The organism is Kitasatospora sp. NPDC050463 (assembly GCF_040655255.1).
Taxonomy (GTDB): domain Bacteria; phylum Actinomycetota; class Actinomycetes; order Streptomycetales; family Streptomycetaceae; genus Kitasatospora.
In genome coordinates this window covers 1-15,922 of the sequence record NZ_JBFAJO010000037.1, presented here as the reverse complement: position 1 = coordinate 15,922, position 15,922 = coordinate 1, and the positions used below count along the sequence as shown (strand labels likewise).

General features: G+C 72.3%; 19 protein-coding genes, 1 tRNA gene and 3 pseudogenes. 16 read left to right on the top strand and 7 right to left on the bottom strand.

Translation table 11 applies throughout. From position 1 onward, the window contains the following. Positions 1–11 precede the first annotated feature (11 nt). Complete coding sequence (locus tag AB0J08_RS23155) at positions 12–371, bottom strand: hypothetical protein (protein WP_360637317.1); 360 nt, start codon at positions 369–371, stop codon at positions 12–14. 352 nt (positions 372–723) lie between these two features. On the opposite strand from AB0J08_RS23155, the pseudogene AB0J08_RS23150 reads away from it, so the two are divergent. The 5 genes and pseudogenes from AB0J08_RS23150 to AB0J08_RS23130 form a co-directional block, all read left to right on the top strand. Further along, positions 724–972 (top strand): annotated as a pseudogene (locus AB0J08_RS23150) (Scr1 family TA system antitoxin-like transcriptional regulator); the annotation flags it as partial. Between the two features lie 25 nt (positions 973–997). After that, positions 998–1,187 (top strand): annotated as a pseudogene (locus AB0J08_RS23145) (DUF397 domain-containing protein); the annotation flags it as partial. Positions 1,188–1,455: 268 nt separating this feature from the next. Beyond that, positions 1,456–2,049: an HhH-GPD-type base excision DNA repair protein gene (locus AB0J08_RS23140; RefSeq protein WP_360637314.1), complete on the top strand. Its 594-nt coding sequence runs from the start codon at positions 1,456–1,458 to the stop codon at positions 2,047–2,049. Positions 2,050–2,225: 176 nt separating this feature from the next. Beyond that, a pseudogene (locus AB0J08_RS23135) lies at positions 2,226–2,375 on the top strand (TetR/AcrR family transcriptional regulator); the annotation flags it as partial. Between the two features lie 83 nt (positions 2,376–2,458). Beyond that, positions 2,459–2,728, top strand: a complete 270-nt coding sequence (locus tag AB0J08_RS23130; RefSeq protein WP_360637311.1) for a DUF2087 domain-containing protein — start codon at positions 2,459–2,461, stop codon at positions 2,726–2,728. A gap of 21 nt (positions 2,729–2,749) precedes the next feature. On the opposite strand, the gene AB0J08_RS23125 is transcribed toward AB0J08_RS23130, so the two are convergent. Both AB0J08_RS23125 and AB0J08_RS23120 read right to left on the bottom strand, forming a co-directional pair. Next, on the bottom strand, positions 2,750–2,962 hold the full coding sequence (locus tag AB0J08_RS23125) for a KTSC domain-containing protein (RefSeq protein WP_360637308.1): 213 nt from the start codon (positions 2,960–2,962) through the stop codon (positions 2,750–2,752). Between the two features lie 65 nt (positions 2,963–3,027). Further along, positions 3,028–4,548 carry an MFS transporter gene (locus AB0J08_RS23120; protein WP_360637560.1) on the bottom strand — a complete coding sequence of 507 codons (1,521 nt, stop codon included), beginning with the start codon at positions 4,546–4,548 and terminating at the stop codon, positions 3,028–3,030. 93 nt (positions 4,549–4,641) lie between these two features. Between AB0J08_RS23120 and AB0J08_RS23115 the strand changes: the two genes are divergently transcribed. Then, the gene (locus AB0J08_RS23115; RefSeq protein WP_360637305.1) at positions 4,642–5,616 is read left to right on the top strand and encodes a YafY family protein; all 975 of its coding nucleotides are present in this window, start codon (positions 4,642–4,644) and stop codon (positions 5,614–5,616) included. On the opposite strand, the gene AB0J08_RS23110 is transcribed toward AB0J08_RS23115, so the two are convergent. Next, positions 5,613–6,509 carry a hypothetical protein gene (locus AB0J08_RS23110; protein WP_360637302.1) on the bottom strand — a complete coding sequence of 299 codons (897 nt, stop codon included), beginning with the start codon at positions 6,507–6,509 and terminating at the stop codon, positions 5,613–5,615. The two genes, AB0J08_RS23115 and AB0J08_RS23110, sit on opposite strands and share 4 nt — an antisense overlap. Positions 6,510–6,534: 25 nt before the next feature. Then, positions 6,535–7,053 (bottom strand): YbhB/YbcL family Raf kinase inhibitor-like protein, encoded by a 519-nt coding sequence (locus AB0J08_RS23105; protein ID WP_360637299.1) that lies wholly within the window; start codon positions 7,051–7,053, stop codon positions 6,535–6,537. Positions 7,054–7,160: 107 nt separating this feature from the next. Here AB0J08_RS23105 and AB0J08_RS23100 point away from each other — a divergent pair, with 107 nt between their 5' ends. Both AB0J08_RS23100 and AB0J08_RS23095 read left to right on the top strand, forming a co-directional pair. Next, entirely contained in the window at positions 7,161–7,817 is a 657-nt protein-coding gene (locus AB0J08_RS23100; RefSeq protein ID WP_360637296.1) for a rhomboid family intramembrane serine protease, read from the top strand. Between the two features lie 104 nt (positions 7,818–7,921). Next, positions 7,922–9,088, top strand: coding sequence for a hypothetical protein (locus AB0J08_RS23095; protein ID WP_360637293.1), 1,167 nt, complete (start codon positions 7,922–7,924; stop codon positions 9,086–9,088). A gap of 56 nt (positions 9,089–9,144) precedes the next feature. Here the strand turns inward: AB0J08_RS23095 and AB0J08_RS23090 are convergent, their stop codons facing one another. Continuing rightward, a complete protein-coding gene (locus tag AB0J08_RS23090; RefSeq protein ID WP_360637290.1) occupies positions 9,145–10,785 on the bottom strand; it encodes a helicase HerA-like domain-containing protein in 1,641 nt (546 codons plus the stop codon). 148 nt (positions 10,786–10,933) lie between these two features. Between AB0J08_RS23090 and AB0J08_RS23085 the strand changes: the two genes are divergently transcribed. Next, positions 10,934–11,230, top strand: coding sequence for a type II toxin-antitoxin system VapB family antitoxin (locus AB0J08_RS23085; protein WP_030061387.1), 297 nt, complete (start codon positions 10,934–10,936; stop codon positions 11,228–11,230). 249 nt (positions 11,231–11,479) lie between these two features. After that, positions 11,480–12,130, top strand: a complete 651-nt coding sequence (locus AB0J08_RS23080) for a LytR C-terminal domain-containing protein (protein WP_360637557.1) — start codon at positions 11,480–11,482, stop codon at positions 12,128–12,130. A 99-nt stretch (positions 12,131–12,229) separates the two neighbouring features. Here AB0J08_RS23080 and upp read toward each other — a convergent pair whose 3' ends face one another. Then, on the bottom strand, positions 12,230–12,865 hold the full coding sequence (gene upp / locus AB0J08_RS23075; protein ID WP_329488640.1) for a uracil phosphoribosyltransferase: 636 nt from the start codon (positions 12,863–12,865) through the stop codon (positions 12,230–12,232). Between the two features lie 183 nt (positions 12,866–13,048). Here upp and AB0J08_RS23070 point away from each other — a divergent pair, with 183 nt between their 5' ends. The 6 genes from AB0J08_RS23070 to AB0J08_RS23045 all read left to right on the top strand — a co-directional run bounded on the left by AB0J08_RS23070 (position 13,049) and on the right by AB0J08_RS23045 (position 15,795). Continuing rightward, positions 13,049–13,285 (top strand): hypothetical protein, encoded by a 237-nt coding sequence (locus tag AB0J08_RS23070; protein WP_360637287.1) that lies wholly within the window; start codon positions 13,049–13,051, stop codon positions 13,283–13,285. Between the two features lie 232 nt (positions 13,286–13,517). Continuing rightward, positions 13,518–14,090 (top strand): tRNA adenosine deaminase-associated protein, encoded by a 573-nt coding sequence (locus AB0J08_RS23065; protein WP_360637284.1) that lies wholly within the window; start codon positions 13,518–13,520, stop codon positions 14,088–14,090. A 39-nt stretch (positions 14,091–14,129) separates the two neighbouring features. After that, the gene (gene tadA / locus AB0J08_RS23060; RefSeq protein ID WP_360637281.1) at positions 14,130–14,645 is read left to right on the top strand and encodes a tRNA adenosine(34) deaminase TadA; all 516 of its coding nucleotides are present in this window, start codon (positions 14,130–14,132) and stop codon (positions 14,643–14,645) included. 69 nt (positions 14,646–14,714) lie between these two features. Continuing rightward, positions 14,715–14,804, top strand: a tRNA-Ser gene (locus AB0J08_RS23055). Between the two features lie 451 nt (positions 14,805–15,255). Then, the gene (locus AB0J08_RS23050) at positions 15,256–15,420 is read left to right on the top strand and encodes a hypothetical protein (protein WP_360637278.1); all 165 of its coding nucleotides are present in this window, start codon (positions 15,256–15,258) and stop codon (positions 15,418–15,420) included. Between the two features lie 81 nt (positions 15,421–15,501). After that, entirely contained in the window at positions 15,502–15,795 is a 294-nt protein-coding gene (locus tag AB0J08_RS23045; RefSeq protein ID WP_360637275.1) for a Dabb family protein, read from the top strand. Positions 15,796–15,922 lie beyond the last annotated feature (127 nt).

The following is a 15,922-nucleotide window of genomic DNA, read 5'->3' as shown; positions in this document are numbered from 1 at the left end:
AGTTGACGGGTTCAGGACGTCGCCGCGGGCACCGGCGACGCCTGCTGCGCGAGCCATCGGGGCTCGGTGTCCCACTCGACGCCGCCGCCGAACGGCCGGAGGAACGCCAGTCCGTGCCGGAAGGCCATGAACGCGCCCCACCGCCCGCTGCGGACGTCGAAGACGGCGTCCCCGCGCCGGGACGGGCGACAGGCCACCGCCGGCGGGACGGCACGGAGGACGGGAGGCGGCGCGACCGGGAGAAGGCTGCTGCCGCCCAGCCCCACCCCGGGAACGGTGTCGTCGCAGCGCTCGCAGCGACAGGACGGGAAGTTCCGCTCGATGACCGGAGTCGCGGCGCCACTCTTGCCGCGATTGTGATCGTTCGTCATATCCAATCCCATGTTCGAGGACGATCTGTTTCATGGGCGCGAAAAGGGAACCGCTGGAACTGCTGGGGTTTCCGCGAATCCCTTGCGAATGGAGTGTCGCTCTGTGACCGTGGGGTGACCAAGGGTTTCCACAAAACACTTCAGGCGCTCTTACGGCGGGGAGGTGGGCCGAGTGGCTCGCCGGAAGGTGGATCCGGGCGATCGGCCCCGGACCTGGGGAGACGAACTCGCCCACGGGCGGCAGGCGTCGGAGCTGCGGCAGGACGAGCTGACCCGACCGGTGAACACACATCAGACCCACGTGTCCCGGTTCGAGCTGAGCAAGGCACCGCCGACGCTCAAGGACACGGCGATGTTCGACCGCGCGCTCGAAGCGGGGGGCCAGCTCGTCCGGAGCTACGAACTCGTCGCCCCCTACCGGCACGACCACCACCCGGACCGGTTCCAGGAGTTCGCCAGATCCGAGGCGAAAGCCGTTGTGGTCCGGCAACTCCAGACCGGCCGAATCTCAGGCTTGCTGCAAACCGAACGCCATATGCGCACGCTGTTCACCGAAGAGAACGAAGGGCTCGCCCCCAGCGAGCTCGACGACATGGTCCACCGCATCATGAGAGGACCGAGCAACAGTGTCCCAAGCCCTCGATCTTACGAACACGACGTGGCGCAAGAGCAGCTACTCAGGGGGAAACGGGGGCGAGTGCATCGAGGTGGCCCCCGGATTCCCCGGCCTCGTCCCGGTACGTGACAGCAAGGACCCCCACGGCCCCGCCCTGGTCTTCTCCCCCCGACGCCTGGCGGGCCTTCCTCCCCGCCGTCAACACCGGCGACTTCGACACCCGAGCCGGCACCCGGTCGGCGCCGCTCCGTCCGGTCGATCAACGCCGTTGGCACGGGCCCCGATCGGGGATCAGACGTCGGCAGCCGGGGCCGAACACCCATGGATCGAACACAAACAAACCCTCCGGGACAAGGCCCCGCCCAGTAACCAATCCTCTCCCACGGGCGTGTTGACCCCCTCCCCTCCTCCGCCGTCCACCAGACTGGGCGGCGATCCGAGTCTCCACGATCCGAGGAGGGCTTGCCCATGAACGTCACCGTCCGGCTCGCACAGCAGCCCGAGGCCGACGACCTGCTCGGGCGCAGCGCGCTCGCCGCGCTCGTCGGGATGCTGCTCGACCAGCAGGTGCCCATGGAATGGGCGTTCACCGGCCCGCTCACCATCGCGCAGCGCCTGGGCCGGGACGACCTGGACGCGCACGAGATCGCCGTCCACAACCCCGAGGCGTTCGTCGCCCTGCTCTCCGAGAAGCCGGCCGTGCACCGCTACCCGGCGGCGATGGCCAAGCGGGTGCAACAGCTCTGCCAGTACGTGGTGGCGCAGTACGACGGCGACGCGGCGGCGCTCTGGCGTGATGTCGCGACCGGCCGGGAGTTGCTCAGCCGCCTCAACGCCCTTCCCGGGTTCGGGAAGCAGAAGTCGCAGATCTTCCTGGCGCTGCTCGGCAAGCAGTACGGCGTGAGGCCCGAGGGCTGGCGCGAGGCGGCGGGCCTGTACGGCGAGGAGGGGGCGTACCGGTCGGTCGCGGACATCACCGGGCCGGAGTCGCTGGACAAGGTGCGCGCCCACAAGCAGGAGGTGAAGCGGGCCGCCAAGGAGGCCAAGGCGGCCAAGGTTTGACAGACCGTCGCGCCCGTTTCCCGGACGTACCAGCAGTGCTGGGAACGGGCGCGGCGGAGAGCTCCCGAAGGACTACGCCCGCGCCGCCTTCTCACCCGCGTCCGCGAGCCGACCGGTCCAGACTGTCGATCGCCGCACCGGCGTCCTCCTCCCCCGGGATCGCGGTAACCGGGTGGGTGCTCGCCGGGGATCCGGTGATCCAGACGATCACGACCGACGAGCTCGACGCCCTCCGCGCCCGCCTGCGCGACGACTGCATCGGCGCGGTCCTCGGCGCCGTCCGACCGCTGCTCGCCACCGACCCCGCCCCGGACTGGCCGCGCTGAGCCACCGCGCCGAACCCGCGCACGCGGCCCCGTACCTCGAAAACGTGTTGCCCGCCCACCACCACCCGGGCGAGGCTCGACGGATGACCGACACCACCGCACCCGGCGTGCGCTCCCTCTTCTCCGCCGAGGGCCGCCTGCCCACGATCCCCCGCAAGGCTGCCCGCCGCGAGCAACTGCTCGCCCACCTCGCCGGCACCCTCTTCGAGCCGGACCGCTCCTACAGCGAGCACGAGGTCAACGAGACGCTGCGGACGGTGCACGACGACTACCCGGCCCTGCGCCGCTTCCTGGTCGAGGCCGGCCACCTCGTCCGGCCGAAGGACGGCAGCAGCTACCGCCGCGCCGCCTGAACCACCGAGGTCCGGGCCACCTCACCGCACCCGCCGGTACGCGTACCGGCCCCGGATCTCCCGGGCGAAGTACCGGCCGTGGCTCTCCGCCGCCATCAGCTCCCGGTGCACCCGCCCGGGCACCGCGTCGTACACGTAGACGTGCCCGTCGGTGAACTCCAGCTCCAGCACGCGCAGCGCCGCGTCGTACCCGACCGAGCGCAGCGCCGAGGAGTCCACCGCGAGCCGTTCCATGGTTCTCCCAGTGTGCGCGCGAGGGCCCCGGCCGCGCATCGCGACCGGGGCCCCACCACACACCGTCAGACCAGGACGGGCTCCTGCTCCTCGGCCGCCTTCACCGCCCCCTCAGCGGAGGCGGCGACAGCCGCCTTCCGCTTCGGCAGCGCGAACATCAGCAGGAACACCGCCACCAGCACCCCCACGACCCACCACATGGCGTTGATGAACGCCCCGCCGAAGGCCGTCCCGACCGCCTCCGGGGCGATCACGTCGTCCATCGCCCCGAAGAACGCCACGGACACCAGCCCGAGCCCCAGCGCCGTCCCCAGCTGGTTCACCGTGTTGATCAGGCCCGACGCCGAACCGGCGTGCTCACGCGGCACCTCCGCCAGCACCGCGTCCGTGATCGGAGCGACGATCAGGCCCATGCCGGCGCCCATCACCACCAGCGGCAGCGCCATCTGCCACGGCGCGATCGCCGTGCCGTACCGGTCGGCCTCCCAGATGTAGATCAGCGAGCCCGCCGCCATCACCAGCGCTCCCGCCTGGAGCACCTTGCGCCCGAACCGCGGCACCAGCTTCTGCACCGAGAGCCCGGCCGCCATCGAGATCGCGATCGAGAACGGGATGCCCGTCGTCCCGGCCTTGAGCGGGCTCCAGCCCAGCCCGATCTGCATGTAGAGCGTCCAGACCAGGAAGAAGATCCCGGTGACCAGGCCGAAGGTCAGCTGCACGCCGATGCCGGCCGCGAAGCTCTTCACCCGGAACAGCGACAGCTCGACCAGCGGCGAGCCGTCCCGCCGCGTCTTCACCTTCTCGTACGCGACGAACAGCGCGAACACCGGCAGGCTGCCGGCCATCGAGAGGTAGCCCCAGAGCGGCCAGCCGGCCTCGCGGCCGTGGGTGAGCGGGTAGAGCAGCATCAGCAGACCGACGCTGGCCAGCACGACGCCCACGATGTCCAGCTTGAGCGCCTTCTCCGCCCGCGACTCCCCGATGAACGCCCGGCCGAGCAGCAGCCCGACGATGCCGACCGGCAGGTTGATCAGGAAGATCGGCCGCCAGGCCAGCCCGAAGAGGTCCCACTCCGTCAGCAGCGCACCGATCAGCGGCCCGGAGACGGCGCCCAGGCCGACCACCGCGCCGAACAGGCCGAACACCTTGCCGCGCTCCTCCGCCGGGAAGGTCGCGTGGATGATCGACAGTACCTGCGGCACCATCAGCGCCGCCGTCCCGCCCTGCAGGATCCGCGTCGCGACCAGCATCTCGGCGCCGGTCGCCAGACCGCAGAGCGCCGAGGCGACGGTGAAGCCGCCGATCCCGATCAGGAACAGTCGCTTCCGGCCGTAGATGTCGCCCAGCCGGCCACCCGTGATCAGCCCGATCGCGAACGCCAGCGCGTAGCCGCCGGTCACCCACTGGACGGCACTGAACGAGGCGCCGATGTCCTCCTGGATGCTGGGGATGGCGATGTTCACGATGGTGACGTCCACCAGGTCCATGAACGACGCCATCATCACGATCGCCAGCGCGATCCACCTCCGCCGGTCGGACACCACCCCGGAACCCGCTCGGGACCCCACCCCGGAACCCGCTGTCATCTGCTTCTCCTCTACCTCGCTCTTCGGCACGTCGAGGACGATAGAGGTCATGTAGGTCAGCTCTTGTCCTCCTTGTCCGGCATCCTGGTCGCCATGACCGACACCCCGGCGAGACTGCTGACCCTGCTGTCCCTGCTGCAGACCCCGCGCGAGTGGCCGGGCAGCGAATTGGCCGAGCGCCTGCGGGTCAGCCCCCGGACGATCCGCCGCGACATCGACCGGCTGCGCGTGCTCGGCTACCCCGTCCAGGCGACGATGGGCGCGGTCGGCGGCTACCGGCTGGTCGCGGGAACGGCCATGCCGCCGCTGCTGCTGGACGACGAGGAGGCGGTGGCCATCGCGGTCGGGCTCCGGGCGGCCGCCGGGCACGCCGTGGTCGGCATCGAGGAGGCCTCGGTCCGCGCCCTCGGCAAGCTGCTCCAGGTCCTGCCGAGCCGACTGCGCCACCGGGTCGGCGCCCTGAACACGGCCACCGTGCCACTGCTGACCGGCGACGGCCCGACCGTCGACCCGGAGGACCTCACCGTGCTCGCCAACGCCGTCACCAACCGGGAGCGGCTGCGCTTCGGCTACCGGGCCGGCGACGGCGCCGAGACCAGCCGCCAGGTGGAGCCCAACCGCCTGGTCTCGGCCGGGCGGCGCTGGTACCTGGTGGGGTACGACCTCGACCGGGACGACTGGCGGCTCTTCCGGGTGGACCGGATCAGCGAGCCGTTCGCCACCGGCGCCCGGATCACCCCGCGCGAACTCCCCGCCGAGGACGCGGCCACCTACGTGGCGAGCAAGCTCCGCCGGCTCGCGCCGACGTACACCCTGGTCGCCACCCTGCACATGCCCGCCACCGACATGCCGTACTGGCTACACCGCGACTCCGAGGTCGAGCCGATCGACGCACGCAGCTGCCGCCTGCGCTCCCGCGCGGAGTCACTGGAGTGGCTGGCCATGCGCCTGGTGATGCTCGGCTGCGAGTTCGAGGTGCACGAGCCCCCGCAGATGCACGCCCACCTGCGCGAACTGGCCGCCCGCGCCGGCCGGGCGGCGGACAGCGCGGGTGACGCCAAGCCCTAGACGTCCAACCGGTACCAGACGTCACCGGCCCGGAACCGCAGCACGCCGTCGCGCCCGTACGCCCGCTCCCGGTCGAGCCCGCCGGGCAGCTGGAGCCGCCCGCGCCCGGTCTCCCGCCAGTCCTTGCCGACCAGCTCGCACCGGACGACCTCGCCCGCGCCGGTCAGGAAGACGCCCCGCCGACCGCTGATCGCGAATCCGATCGGCAGCCGCACCGGGCACTTCACGCTCGACGACGGGCCGCCGGACGGATCGATCCTGGTCAGGTGGCTGCCCGAGCTGTCGGGGTACCAGGCCAGCCAGACGGCCCGCCCCTCGGTGGCGGCGGCCAGGCCCTCCAGCGGGTAACCGGGGAGTTCCCCCGGCCCGGGTCGCCAGACCACCCGGCCGGCGGTGTCCGCAGCGGTCAGGCCGGGGTGCGCCATCGGGTGGTCGCCGTAGACGCCCTCGTCCCCGAAGGCCATCCAGATCCGGCCGTCCCGGTCGGTGACCAGGGCCCGGACGTCGTCGCCGAGCGACAGCTCCCGGGCCGGCCGGCCGTGCGCCCCGAACACGACGGCGTTGGGCTCCCACGGCCCCGAGGCGTTGTCGGACCGGTAGCTCGCCACCAGCACCCGACCGCCGGGCAGCAGCGCCAGATGGTCCGGCCCGACGGTGACCGGGGCGAGCGGCAGCCGCCACTCGCCCCGGGCGGTCACCGTCACCAGCTCGGCGTCGAACGGCGTCCGGATCCGCGGCCACCCGTCGACCGGCCCCCGGTGCTTCTCGTGCACCAGCAGCACGGCCGACTCGCCGGCCGGGCCGACCGTCCAGGCCACGGCCCGGCGGCCCGCCCGGAGGTCCTCCTCGGGCAGGCGCCACACCTCGGCGGGCCGAACGACCGGCGGCGACATCTCCGAACGCCCCCTCAGACCCGGATCAGACGCCGAACTCGGCGGTCAGCACCGCGCGGCCCAGCGTGTGGAAGGTGAGGTGGAAGCCGATCTGGGCCGCCGGCGTCTCCGGCGTGACGTCCAGCTCGTCCACGTCCAGCGCGTGCACGGCGAAGACGTAGCGGTGCGCCGGGCCGGGCGGCGGGGCGGCACCGTCGTACTTGTTGCCGGGGAAGTCGTTGCGGCCGTGGAACGAGGCCGCACCGGGCAGGTCGGCGTCCGACGAACCGGCGCCGCGCGCCAGGCCGGTGGTGTCGCCGGGCAGGTTGAGGGCGAGCCAGTGCCACCAGCCCGAGCCGGTCGGGGCGTCCGGGTCGTAGCAGGTGACGGCGATGGACCGGGTGCCCTCCGGCAGGCCGGACCAGGACAGCTGCGGCGACAGGTTGCCGCCCGCGTGGATGTACTCCTCGGCCAGCTTGCCGCCTTCGGCGATGTCCTCACTGGTCAGCTCGAAGGACGGCACCTGCGGCAGGAACTCGTAGGGCAGCGGCGGACGAACGCTCATGAAACGGTCACCTCTCGACACAAGCCGGGACAGCCCGGACCAGGCTGAATGACGCGATTCACTGTAGTGGGGTGCCACCACGCACGGGCCCGCTCTAAAGTCGGGTCATGGCCCCCAAACCCGCCCGCCTGCTGGCCGACTCCCGCCGTGCGCTCCTCACCATGCTCGGCTTGCTCGCCGTCATCTGGCTGGTGCAGCTGGTGAACTGGATGGACGACTACGGTCTGTCCGAGGACTTCGGGCTGATGCCGCGCCGGCTCGACGAGCTGCCGGACATGTTCACCATGCCCCTGCTGCACTTCGGCTGGGGGCACATCGAGGCCAACTCCTGGCCGCTGTTCGTGTTCGGCTTCCTGTCCGCCTACCGGGGCATGAAGAAGTTCCTCTGGGCGACCCTGATGATCGTCGTCTTCAGCGGCCTCACGGTCTGGCTGTGCGAGCGCCCCGAGGCGGTCACGGCCGGCGCCAGCGGCCTGGTCTACGGCTACTTCGGCTATCTGGTGCTGCGCGGGGTGCTCGACCGCAACCTGCTGGACGCGGCGATCGGCGTCGTCGTCGCGGCCGTCTACTCCTACCTGCTGATCGGCGTCCTGCCCGTGGCCCAGGGAGTCAGCTGGCTCGGCCACCTCGGCGGGCTGCTCGGCGGGCTCGCCGCCGCCTGGCTGCTCCGCAACCGCGGGCCGAAGGCGGCCGACCCGGCGCCCGAGCCCGCCGCCGGCCCCCGGTCCGCCCTGCTCAAGGAGCTGAACGACCTCGGCCTCTGACGGCGCGCGGAGGGGCGGCTCCCGCCCGTTACGGCCAGGTATAGACCAATCCCGGCCCTGCGGCTAGCGTGGGAGGAATCCGCCCCCTGCCCCGGAGCCGCACCGTGGAGTCGTCCGTCCTCGCCTTCGCCACCGACCTGCTGGACGAGGGCGCCGACACCTTCTTCGGCAACCTCGCCGACCGGGCCGGGGTCGGCGGCGTGACCCTCGCCTCGGTCTACCACGAGGCCCGGGACGTCTTCCCGCACAACCCGCACCGGGTGATCCGCTACCTGGAGCCCGGCGCCGCCTACTTCCGTCCCGACCCGGCGCGCTGGGCCGGCCGGCGCCTGCGGCCCACCCCCTCCACCGCGATCGGCGACCGCGACCCCTTCGCCGAGGCCGCCGCCGAGGCCCGGCGCCGCGGGCTGAAGCTGCACGCCTGGACGGTGTTCTGCCACAACGACCGGCTCGGCTTCGAACACCCCGACTGCGCGCCCGCCAACGCCTTCGGCGACCGCCACCTCACCGAGCTCTGCCCGGCCGCCCCGAAGGTCCGCGAGTACGCGCTCACCCTGGTCGCCGACCTGGCCCGGTACGGCGTGGACGCGATCCGGGCCGAGTCGCTGCACTTCCACGGGCTGCGCCACGGCTACCACCACGAGCGCTACTTCGAGGAGCTGGGCCCGGTCGCCGAGGCGCTGCTCGGGATCTGCTTCTGCACGCACTGCCGCGCCACCGCCGTCCGCGCGGGCGTTCCGGCCGACGAGGTGGCGGCGGCCGTCCGCACCGAGCTGCGCCGCCGGCTGGCCGACGACACGGCCGCCGCCGAACCCGCCGCCCTCGACGAGCTGGCCGACGGCGCCGTCGCGGCCTACGTCGACGCCTCCGCCGCGACCGTGACCTCGCTCGCCACCGAGGTGGCCGAGGAGGCCCGGCGGCACGGCATGCGACTGAGCTTCATGGACGGCGGCGGCCCGGGCCGGGGCTGGCTCTCCGGCATCGACCTGCCCGCGCTCGCCAGGGCGGCCGACCAGATCGAGACGCTCGGGTACGCGCGGACCCCGGAGGCCGTCCGGGAGAAGGTCGCCGCCTTCGCCCTGCACGGGGTCCGCCCGCAGGACATGGCGGTGATCCTGCGCCCGATGGCGTCGGACTGCGACGGCCCGGCCAACCTCGCCGCGAAGATCGCCACGCTCCGGGAGCTGGGCGTGCCGGAGGTCGAGTTCTACCACTACGGCCTGATGCGGCTCTCCTCGCTGGACCGGATCGGCGCCGCGCTGGCCGGCTAGGCCGCCGCACCCGGCCTACCGGGCCGACCCGGCCGACCGGGCGGACACCGCGCCCCTCAGCGCCGCCGCCGGGACGTCCCGAACAGGCTGCGGGAGATCTCCCGTCCGAGCTGTGACCCGGCCGAGCGGGCGAAGGACTTCAGCATCGGGTTGCTCATCAGCATCCCGAGCACCCCGCCGCCGTCCTTCTCGGCACCCGACTCACGCGACGCACGCGAACCCTGCGCCTCCCGCGACTCCCGGACGTCCCGCGACTCCTCCCCAGGAGCCGGCACCGGCACCGGCGCCGGCTCCGGCTCCGGCTCCGGCCGCGCCGCCCGGGCGGCCAGCTTCTCGTAGGCCGACTCCCGGTCGATCGCGTCCCGGTAGCGGGCCGACAGGGCCGACGCGTCCACCGCCGCCCGCAGCGCGGCCGGCTCGACCGGGCCCATCAGCGACTGCGGCGCCCGCAGCCTGGTCGCCGCCACGGGCGTCGGCGCCCCCTTCTCGGAGAGCACCGTGACCACGGCCTCCCCGGTACCGAGCGAGGTCAGCACCTCGCTCAGGTCGTACGAGGACCGGGGGAAGGTCGAGACGGTCGCCTTGAGCGCCTTGGCGTCGTCCGGGGTGAAGGCCCGCAGCGCGTGCTGCACCCGGTTGCCCAGTTGGGCGAGCACATCGGCCGGGACGTCCTTCGGCGTCTGGGTGACGAAGAAGATCCCGACGCCCTTGGAGCGGATCAGCCGGACGGTCTGGGTGATCGCCTCCAGGAAGGCCCTGGAGGCGCCCTTGAAGAGCAGGTGCGCCTCGTCGAAGAAGAACACCAGCTTGGGCTTGTCGAGGTCCCCCACCTCGGGCAGCTCCTGGTAGAGGTCGGCCAGCAGCCACATCAGGAAGGTGGAGAACAGCCGCGGCCGGTCCTGCACGGCGGGCAGTTCCAGCACCGAGACGAGGCCGCGGCCGTCCGGCGCCGTCCGCAGCAGCTCGGCGGTGTCGAACTCCGGCTCCCCGAAGAACGCCCCGGCGCCCTCGTTCTCCAGCATGGTGAGCGAGCGCAGGATCACTCCCACGGTGGCCGCCGAGATCCCGCCGATGCCCTTCAGCTCCTCCTTGCCCTCCGGTGAGGTGAGGAAGGTGATGACGGCGGTGAGGTCCTTGAGGTCGTACAGCTCCAGACCGTTGCGGTCGGCATAGTGGAAGACCAGGCCGAGCGACGACTCCTGGGTCTCGTTCAGGTCCAGCACCTTGGCGAGCAGCAGCGGACCGAAGCTGGTGACGGTGGCCCGGATCGGGATGCCCGTACCCAGGCCACCCAGCGCGTAGTACTCGGTCGGGCAGCCCCGCGCCGACCAGTTCTGGCCGACCTCGGCGGCCCGGGCGGCGGTCCGCTCGCTCGGCGTGCCGGGCGCGGAGATCCCGGAGACGTCGCCCTTGATGTCGGCCAGGAACACCGGCACTCCCTGGGCGGAGAGCTGTTCGGCGATCAGCTGGAGCGTCTTGGTCTTGCCGGTGCCGGTGGCACCCGCGACCAGCCCGTGCCGATTGAGCACCCCGAGCGGGATGCGCACCTGGGCGTCGCGGTGGGCGGTGCCGTCCAGCAGCACCGCGCCGAGGTCGAGGGCGGGCCCGGTGAAGGCGTACCCCGCGGCGATCTCCCGCACCGCGGGCGGGAGGAGTTCGGTGCCGGCGGTGGTGGACGGCGGCTCGGCGGTGGACATCGGTGCACACTCCAGGGCAGAGCTGAGGGGCGACGTTCGCGACATTTCCCATGAAACAGCCGCAATCGCCCGCCCGCAGCTCGCGTCGGTGCGCGTGGCGGAGCCTCGGCTGCTGCGCCATCCGCCGCCCAAACGGTAGGCTTTCCGTGTGATCTTCAAGCGCATCGGCAATGGGCGGCCGTACCCGGATCACGGCCGGACCAGCACCCGCCAGTGGGCGGACGTCGCCCCGCGTCCGGTGCGGCTGGACCAGCTGGTGACCACCAAGGGCCAACTCGACCTGGAGACCCTCCTCGCGGAGGACTCCACCTTCTACGGCGATCTCTTCGCCCACGTCGTGAAGTGGCACGGCGACCTCTACCTGGAGGACGGGCTGCACCGCGCCGTACGCGCCGCGCTCCAGCAGCGCCAGGTGCTGCACGCCCGCGTCCTCGAAATGGAGTGACGGGCCCCTCCCGCACTCCGCCACCCGCGTGGACACCGCCCTCCGGCCACCTCCGGAGGGCGGTCCGCGCATTCGCCGGTACCCCCGTTCGGGTGCCGACGTACTCCAGATGATGATCATTTAGTACCTTCGCAGCCGTACGGCACTAATCTGCTGACTACGGCCGCAGTCCGTGGCGAACGCCGCCCACCCAGGCCGATTCCGTCACCCGATCCCCGCCCTGGCACGAGGGGGAGACAAACCGTGAGCATGTTGACTCCCCAAGGCCTGAAGGGGAAGCAGTACCGCATCACCGGCAACGCCTATCCACGGCTCGGCCGGCCGCCGAAGAAGAGCCGCAAGGTCATGGCCCTGATCGGCTCGCTGCTCGCCCTGGCGCTCATCGCGCTCGGCGGCGTCCAGCTCTACGACATCTTCACCGGCAAGGGCAAGAACGCCTCCGCCCAGGCCTGCGCGACGCCGTCCGGCAAACCGCTGGCCGCTCCCACCCCCACGCCGGACGCCCCGGCCGGCGACCCGCACGCCATCCCGCAGCCGGCCGGCTTCAAGCTGAACGTCTTCAACGCCACCACCAAGTCCGGCCTGGCCGGGCGGACCGCCGACGAGTTCACGAAGCGCGGCTTCACCGTGGACAAGAAGGGCAACGCCCCGGCCGAGCTGGACAAGAAGGTGCCCGGCACCGCCGTGGTGATCTCCGGCCCGGCCGGTGCCGGCGCCGCCACACTGATCAGCTCGCAGATCGCCGGGGCCACCGTCACCACGGACGCCCGCACCGACAACACCGTGGACGTCGTCGTCGGCGACAGCTACAACACCCTGCTGGACGAGACCCAGGCCGCCGCCGCACTGGCCCTGGCCACCAAGCCCTCCCCGACCCCGAGCTCCACCGGCAGCTGCTGAGCCGGCCCGTCCGGCACGCACGAGAGCCCCCCGGCACCAGCCGGGGGGCTCTCTTCGTACGCTCGGACGACTACCGCCCGGGGGCCGGAGGCCCGGGGATCAGCCCGCGGTGCCGTACAGGCGGTCTCCCGCGTCACCCAGGCCGGGGACGATGTAGCCGTTCTCGTTCAGGCGCTCGTCGACGGCGGCGGTCACGACGGTGACCGGCAGCCCGGCCAGCTCCTTCTCCATCACCGCGACGCCCTCGGGCGCGGCCAGCAGCACCACGGCGGTGACATCGGTGGCGCCCCGCTCGATCAGCATCCGGATCGCGGCGACCAGCGTGCCGCCGGTGGCCAGCATCGGGTCGAGCACGTAGACCTGGCGGCCGGAGAGGTCGTCCGGCATCCGGGTGGCGTAGGTGGAGGCCTCCAGGGTCTCCTCGTTGCGCACCATGCCGAGGAAACCCACCTCGGCGGTCGGCAGCAGCCGGGTCATCCCGTCGAGCATGCCCAGGCCGGCCCGCAGGATCGGGACGACCAGCGGGCGGGGGTAGCTCAGCCGGGTACCGGTGGTGACCGCCACGGGGGTGGTGATCTCCACCTCCTCGGTGCGGACGTCCCTCGTCGCCTCGTACGCGAGAAGGGTCACCAGCTCGTCGGTCAGGCGACGGAAGGTCGGCGAGTCGGTGCGCTCGTCGCGCAGGGTGGAGAGCTTGTGGGCGACCAGGGGGTGGTCGACGACGTGGATCCGCATGCATCGAGGTTAGCCCGGCCCCGGGTGCCCGGACGCCACCCGGCGGCCCGCCCGGCCGACTCCGCACCCCGCACGGGGCCGTCCGGGCTCACCCAGTGATGACGCGCCGTGACGCACCGCGAATGTCGGGGCGGAACGTCCTCCTGTGGTATCAATCCGGCCGATCTGGGAAAGTCAGGTCCTATGACGAGCAACCCGAAGAACGGGGACGGCTCGGCGGACGGGCCCACGGGCTCGTCGGGCGGGCACTCGGGCCTGCCCCCGGACCATCCGGAGACCGAGGCGGAGCGCCGCAAGCGGCGGACGGTGTTCCTCCGCGAACTCGCCGAGGCGCGCGAACTACGGGAGCGGGTCCAGCCCCGGCGCACCAAGGAACGGCGGATGCGCGAAGCGATGCGGATGCGAACCTTTCGGATCTGACGGGCCCGCGGCACTCTTCCGAGCGGCCGGCGGCGCCCACCCGGCGCACCCGGCGCCCGTTCACCGGCTCCCGGCCCACCCTTCCGACACGACCTGCGAAGACGCGCTGCCGAACACCCCCCGCAAAGCCGGGCTTTCTGTCACGATTCCGATGGGACGGTCCGAACAGCGGGCCGCCTCTGGCGCGGGGGCGGCCAGATTTCGCTTTGCCCGGAGCGCCGAGCCGAGACCGATGATCTTGGGAGTGTCCCTGGTGGCGTACTTCGCTGCAGTGCTTGCTCGCACCGAGGACGGGTGGGATGTGAGCGAGACGGAACTCGACGACGTCGAAACCCTGGCGGACCTGGCCGATCTGGCCCGCGAAGCCGCCCAGGACGACGACAGCGTCCTGGTCTTCATCGAACAGGAGGACGTCTGGTTCGCCGTCGTCCGGGTGGACGGCGAGGAGGATCCGCGGATCTTCGTGTCGGACGGCGCCGCCGCCGCCCGCAGCAGCTACGGCTCCGTCCTCACCGACGAACTGGTCGACCAGGCCGGCGAGAGCGAGTTCGGCGACCTCGACAACCTGGTCGCCGAACTGGAGGACGAGGCTCAGGCGGCGGAGCAGGAGGACGAGGAGGCGGAGGCGGACGCCCGCGGCGGCGTCCCGGTCGGCCCGCTCGGCGACGCCCACCTGCTCACCGAGTTCGGCCTCCCCTCCGAGGAACTGCTCGCCCTCAGCGGTGAGGGTGCCGTCCCGGGTGACGCCCTGGAGGAGATCGCCGAGGCCCTCGGCTGCGGCGAGATCCTGGAGGCCGTCCGGTAGCGGCCGATGCCCGTCGACGGATGCCGGACACTGGATGCCATGCAGTCCGCGTCCGCCCGTCAGACAGTCCAGCTCCCCGCCCCCGTCCGCCCCGACCCGGTCCGTGACCGCTGGGCGGCGCCGATGCGCCTCGCCATCACCGAGGCCGACCTGGCGCCGGCCACCGGGGACGTCCCGGTCGGGGCGCTCGTCCTGGGCCCGGACGGCGCGGTGATCGGCCGCGGCCACAACGCGCGCGAGGCGGTCGGCGACCCGACCGCACACGCCGAGGTGGTCGCCATCCGCGAGGCCGCCGCCGCACTCGGTCAGTGGCGGCTCAGCGGCTGCACCCTCGTCGTCACCCTGGAGCCCTGCACCATGTGCGCGGGCGCCATCGTGCTCTCCCGGGTCGACCGGGTGGTCTACGGCGCCCTCGACGAGAAGGCCGGCGCCGCCGGCTCGCTCTTCGACGTGATGCGCGACCGCCGGCTCAACCACCGCCCGGAGGTCGTCTGGGGCGTCCTCGCCGACGAGTGCGGCGAGCAGCTCCGCGCCTTCTTCGAGACCCACCGCTGACCGCACCCGCCGGCCGCCGTCGCGATACGGATTTCGTGCCCGCGCCACCTGTCCGGTAGAGTTCCCCTCGGTAGCGTGTCCGAGCGGCCAAAGGAGCACGCCTCGAAAGCGTGTGTGGGGGCAACTTCACCGTGGGTTCGAATCCCACCGCTACCGCCAGCGACACGAGGGCCCCGACCGGAGACGGTCGGGGCCCTCGTCGTTTCCCGCACGCCCGTGGGCGCGGAGAAGCTCCGCACCCGGGGCCGATGACCACCAACGCCCGGCGAGTACGGAGCCTGGAGGGGGAGCGGCTCGGGGGACCAACCGCTCCCCCGGCGGAGTCCCACAACCGGGGCCGCGTCGGGGGGAAGTCGCGGCGCCCGGTCCCACAGCGGGGAGCTCCGGATCCACGTGCCGGGGATTCCTGCCAGACCCCCGGCACATCACCCATCCTGCTCGACGACTCCCGTCCGGGCACCCGGAGAAAGGCCCCACTCGCGGGGACCTTCGTCCCGCCGGGTGAACGCGTCGCACACTTGATGGGCCGTCCGGTGGATAAGCTGCCCAATGCAGAGGGCCGCTCGGGGACCGAATGGCGGCGGCCCACAGCAGGGAGGAAGGTCACCGGATGGCGCAGGCGAAGAAGATCGGCATGGTCCTCCTGCTCATCTTCGTGCTCTACACGATCATCACCGCGCCGGCCCGTGCGGCCGAGCTCGTCCAACTGGGGTTCGAGGGCATCTCGAACGCCGCCAAGGCCGTCGGCACCTTCATGACCGGGCTGGTCAAGTAGCCCGGGGGGCGGTCAACCGGCCCGGCCGGCACCGACTACGGTGAGCGGGACCCTCACCCCCCGTCCGCGAGGAGCGGCATCGTGATCCGGCACCTGGTCCTGTTCAAGCTCAACGACGGCGTCAGCAAGGACGACGAGCGCGCGCTCGCCGGCGCCAAGGCCTTCGAGGCGCTCGGCCCGGTCATCCCCGAGCTGTGCGAGTGGGAGTGCGGCTGGAACACCACCGAGCGCGACATCGCCCACGACTACGCGATCAACAGCCTGGTCGAGGACCGCGACGCGCTCCAGGCCTACCTCACCCACCCGGCCCACCAGGCCGCGGCCGGCCAGTGGCGCGAGTTCGCCACCTGGGTGATCGCCGACATCGAGGTCTGATCCCGGGCCGTCCCCCGGACGGCGCAAGGCGCCCCGCCCGGGTCTCGGGCGGGGCCGAGCGCGAACTGCCAGCGCAACGTGCCGTGGGTGGCTGCGACGGCGCCGAGCAGGAGCACCGTGTCGAGGA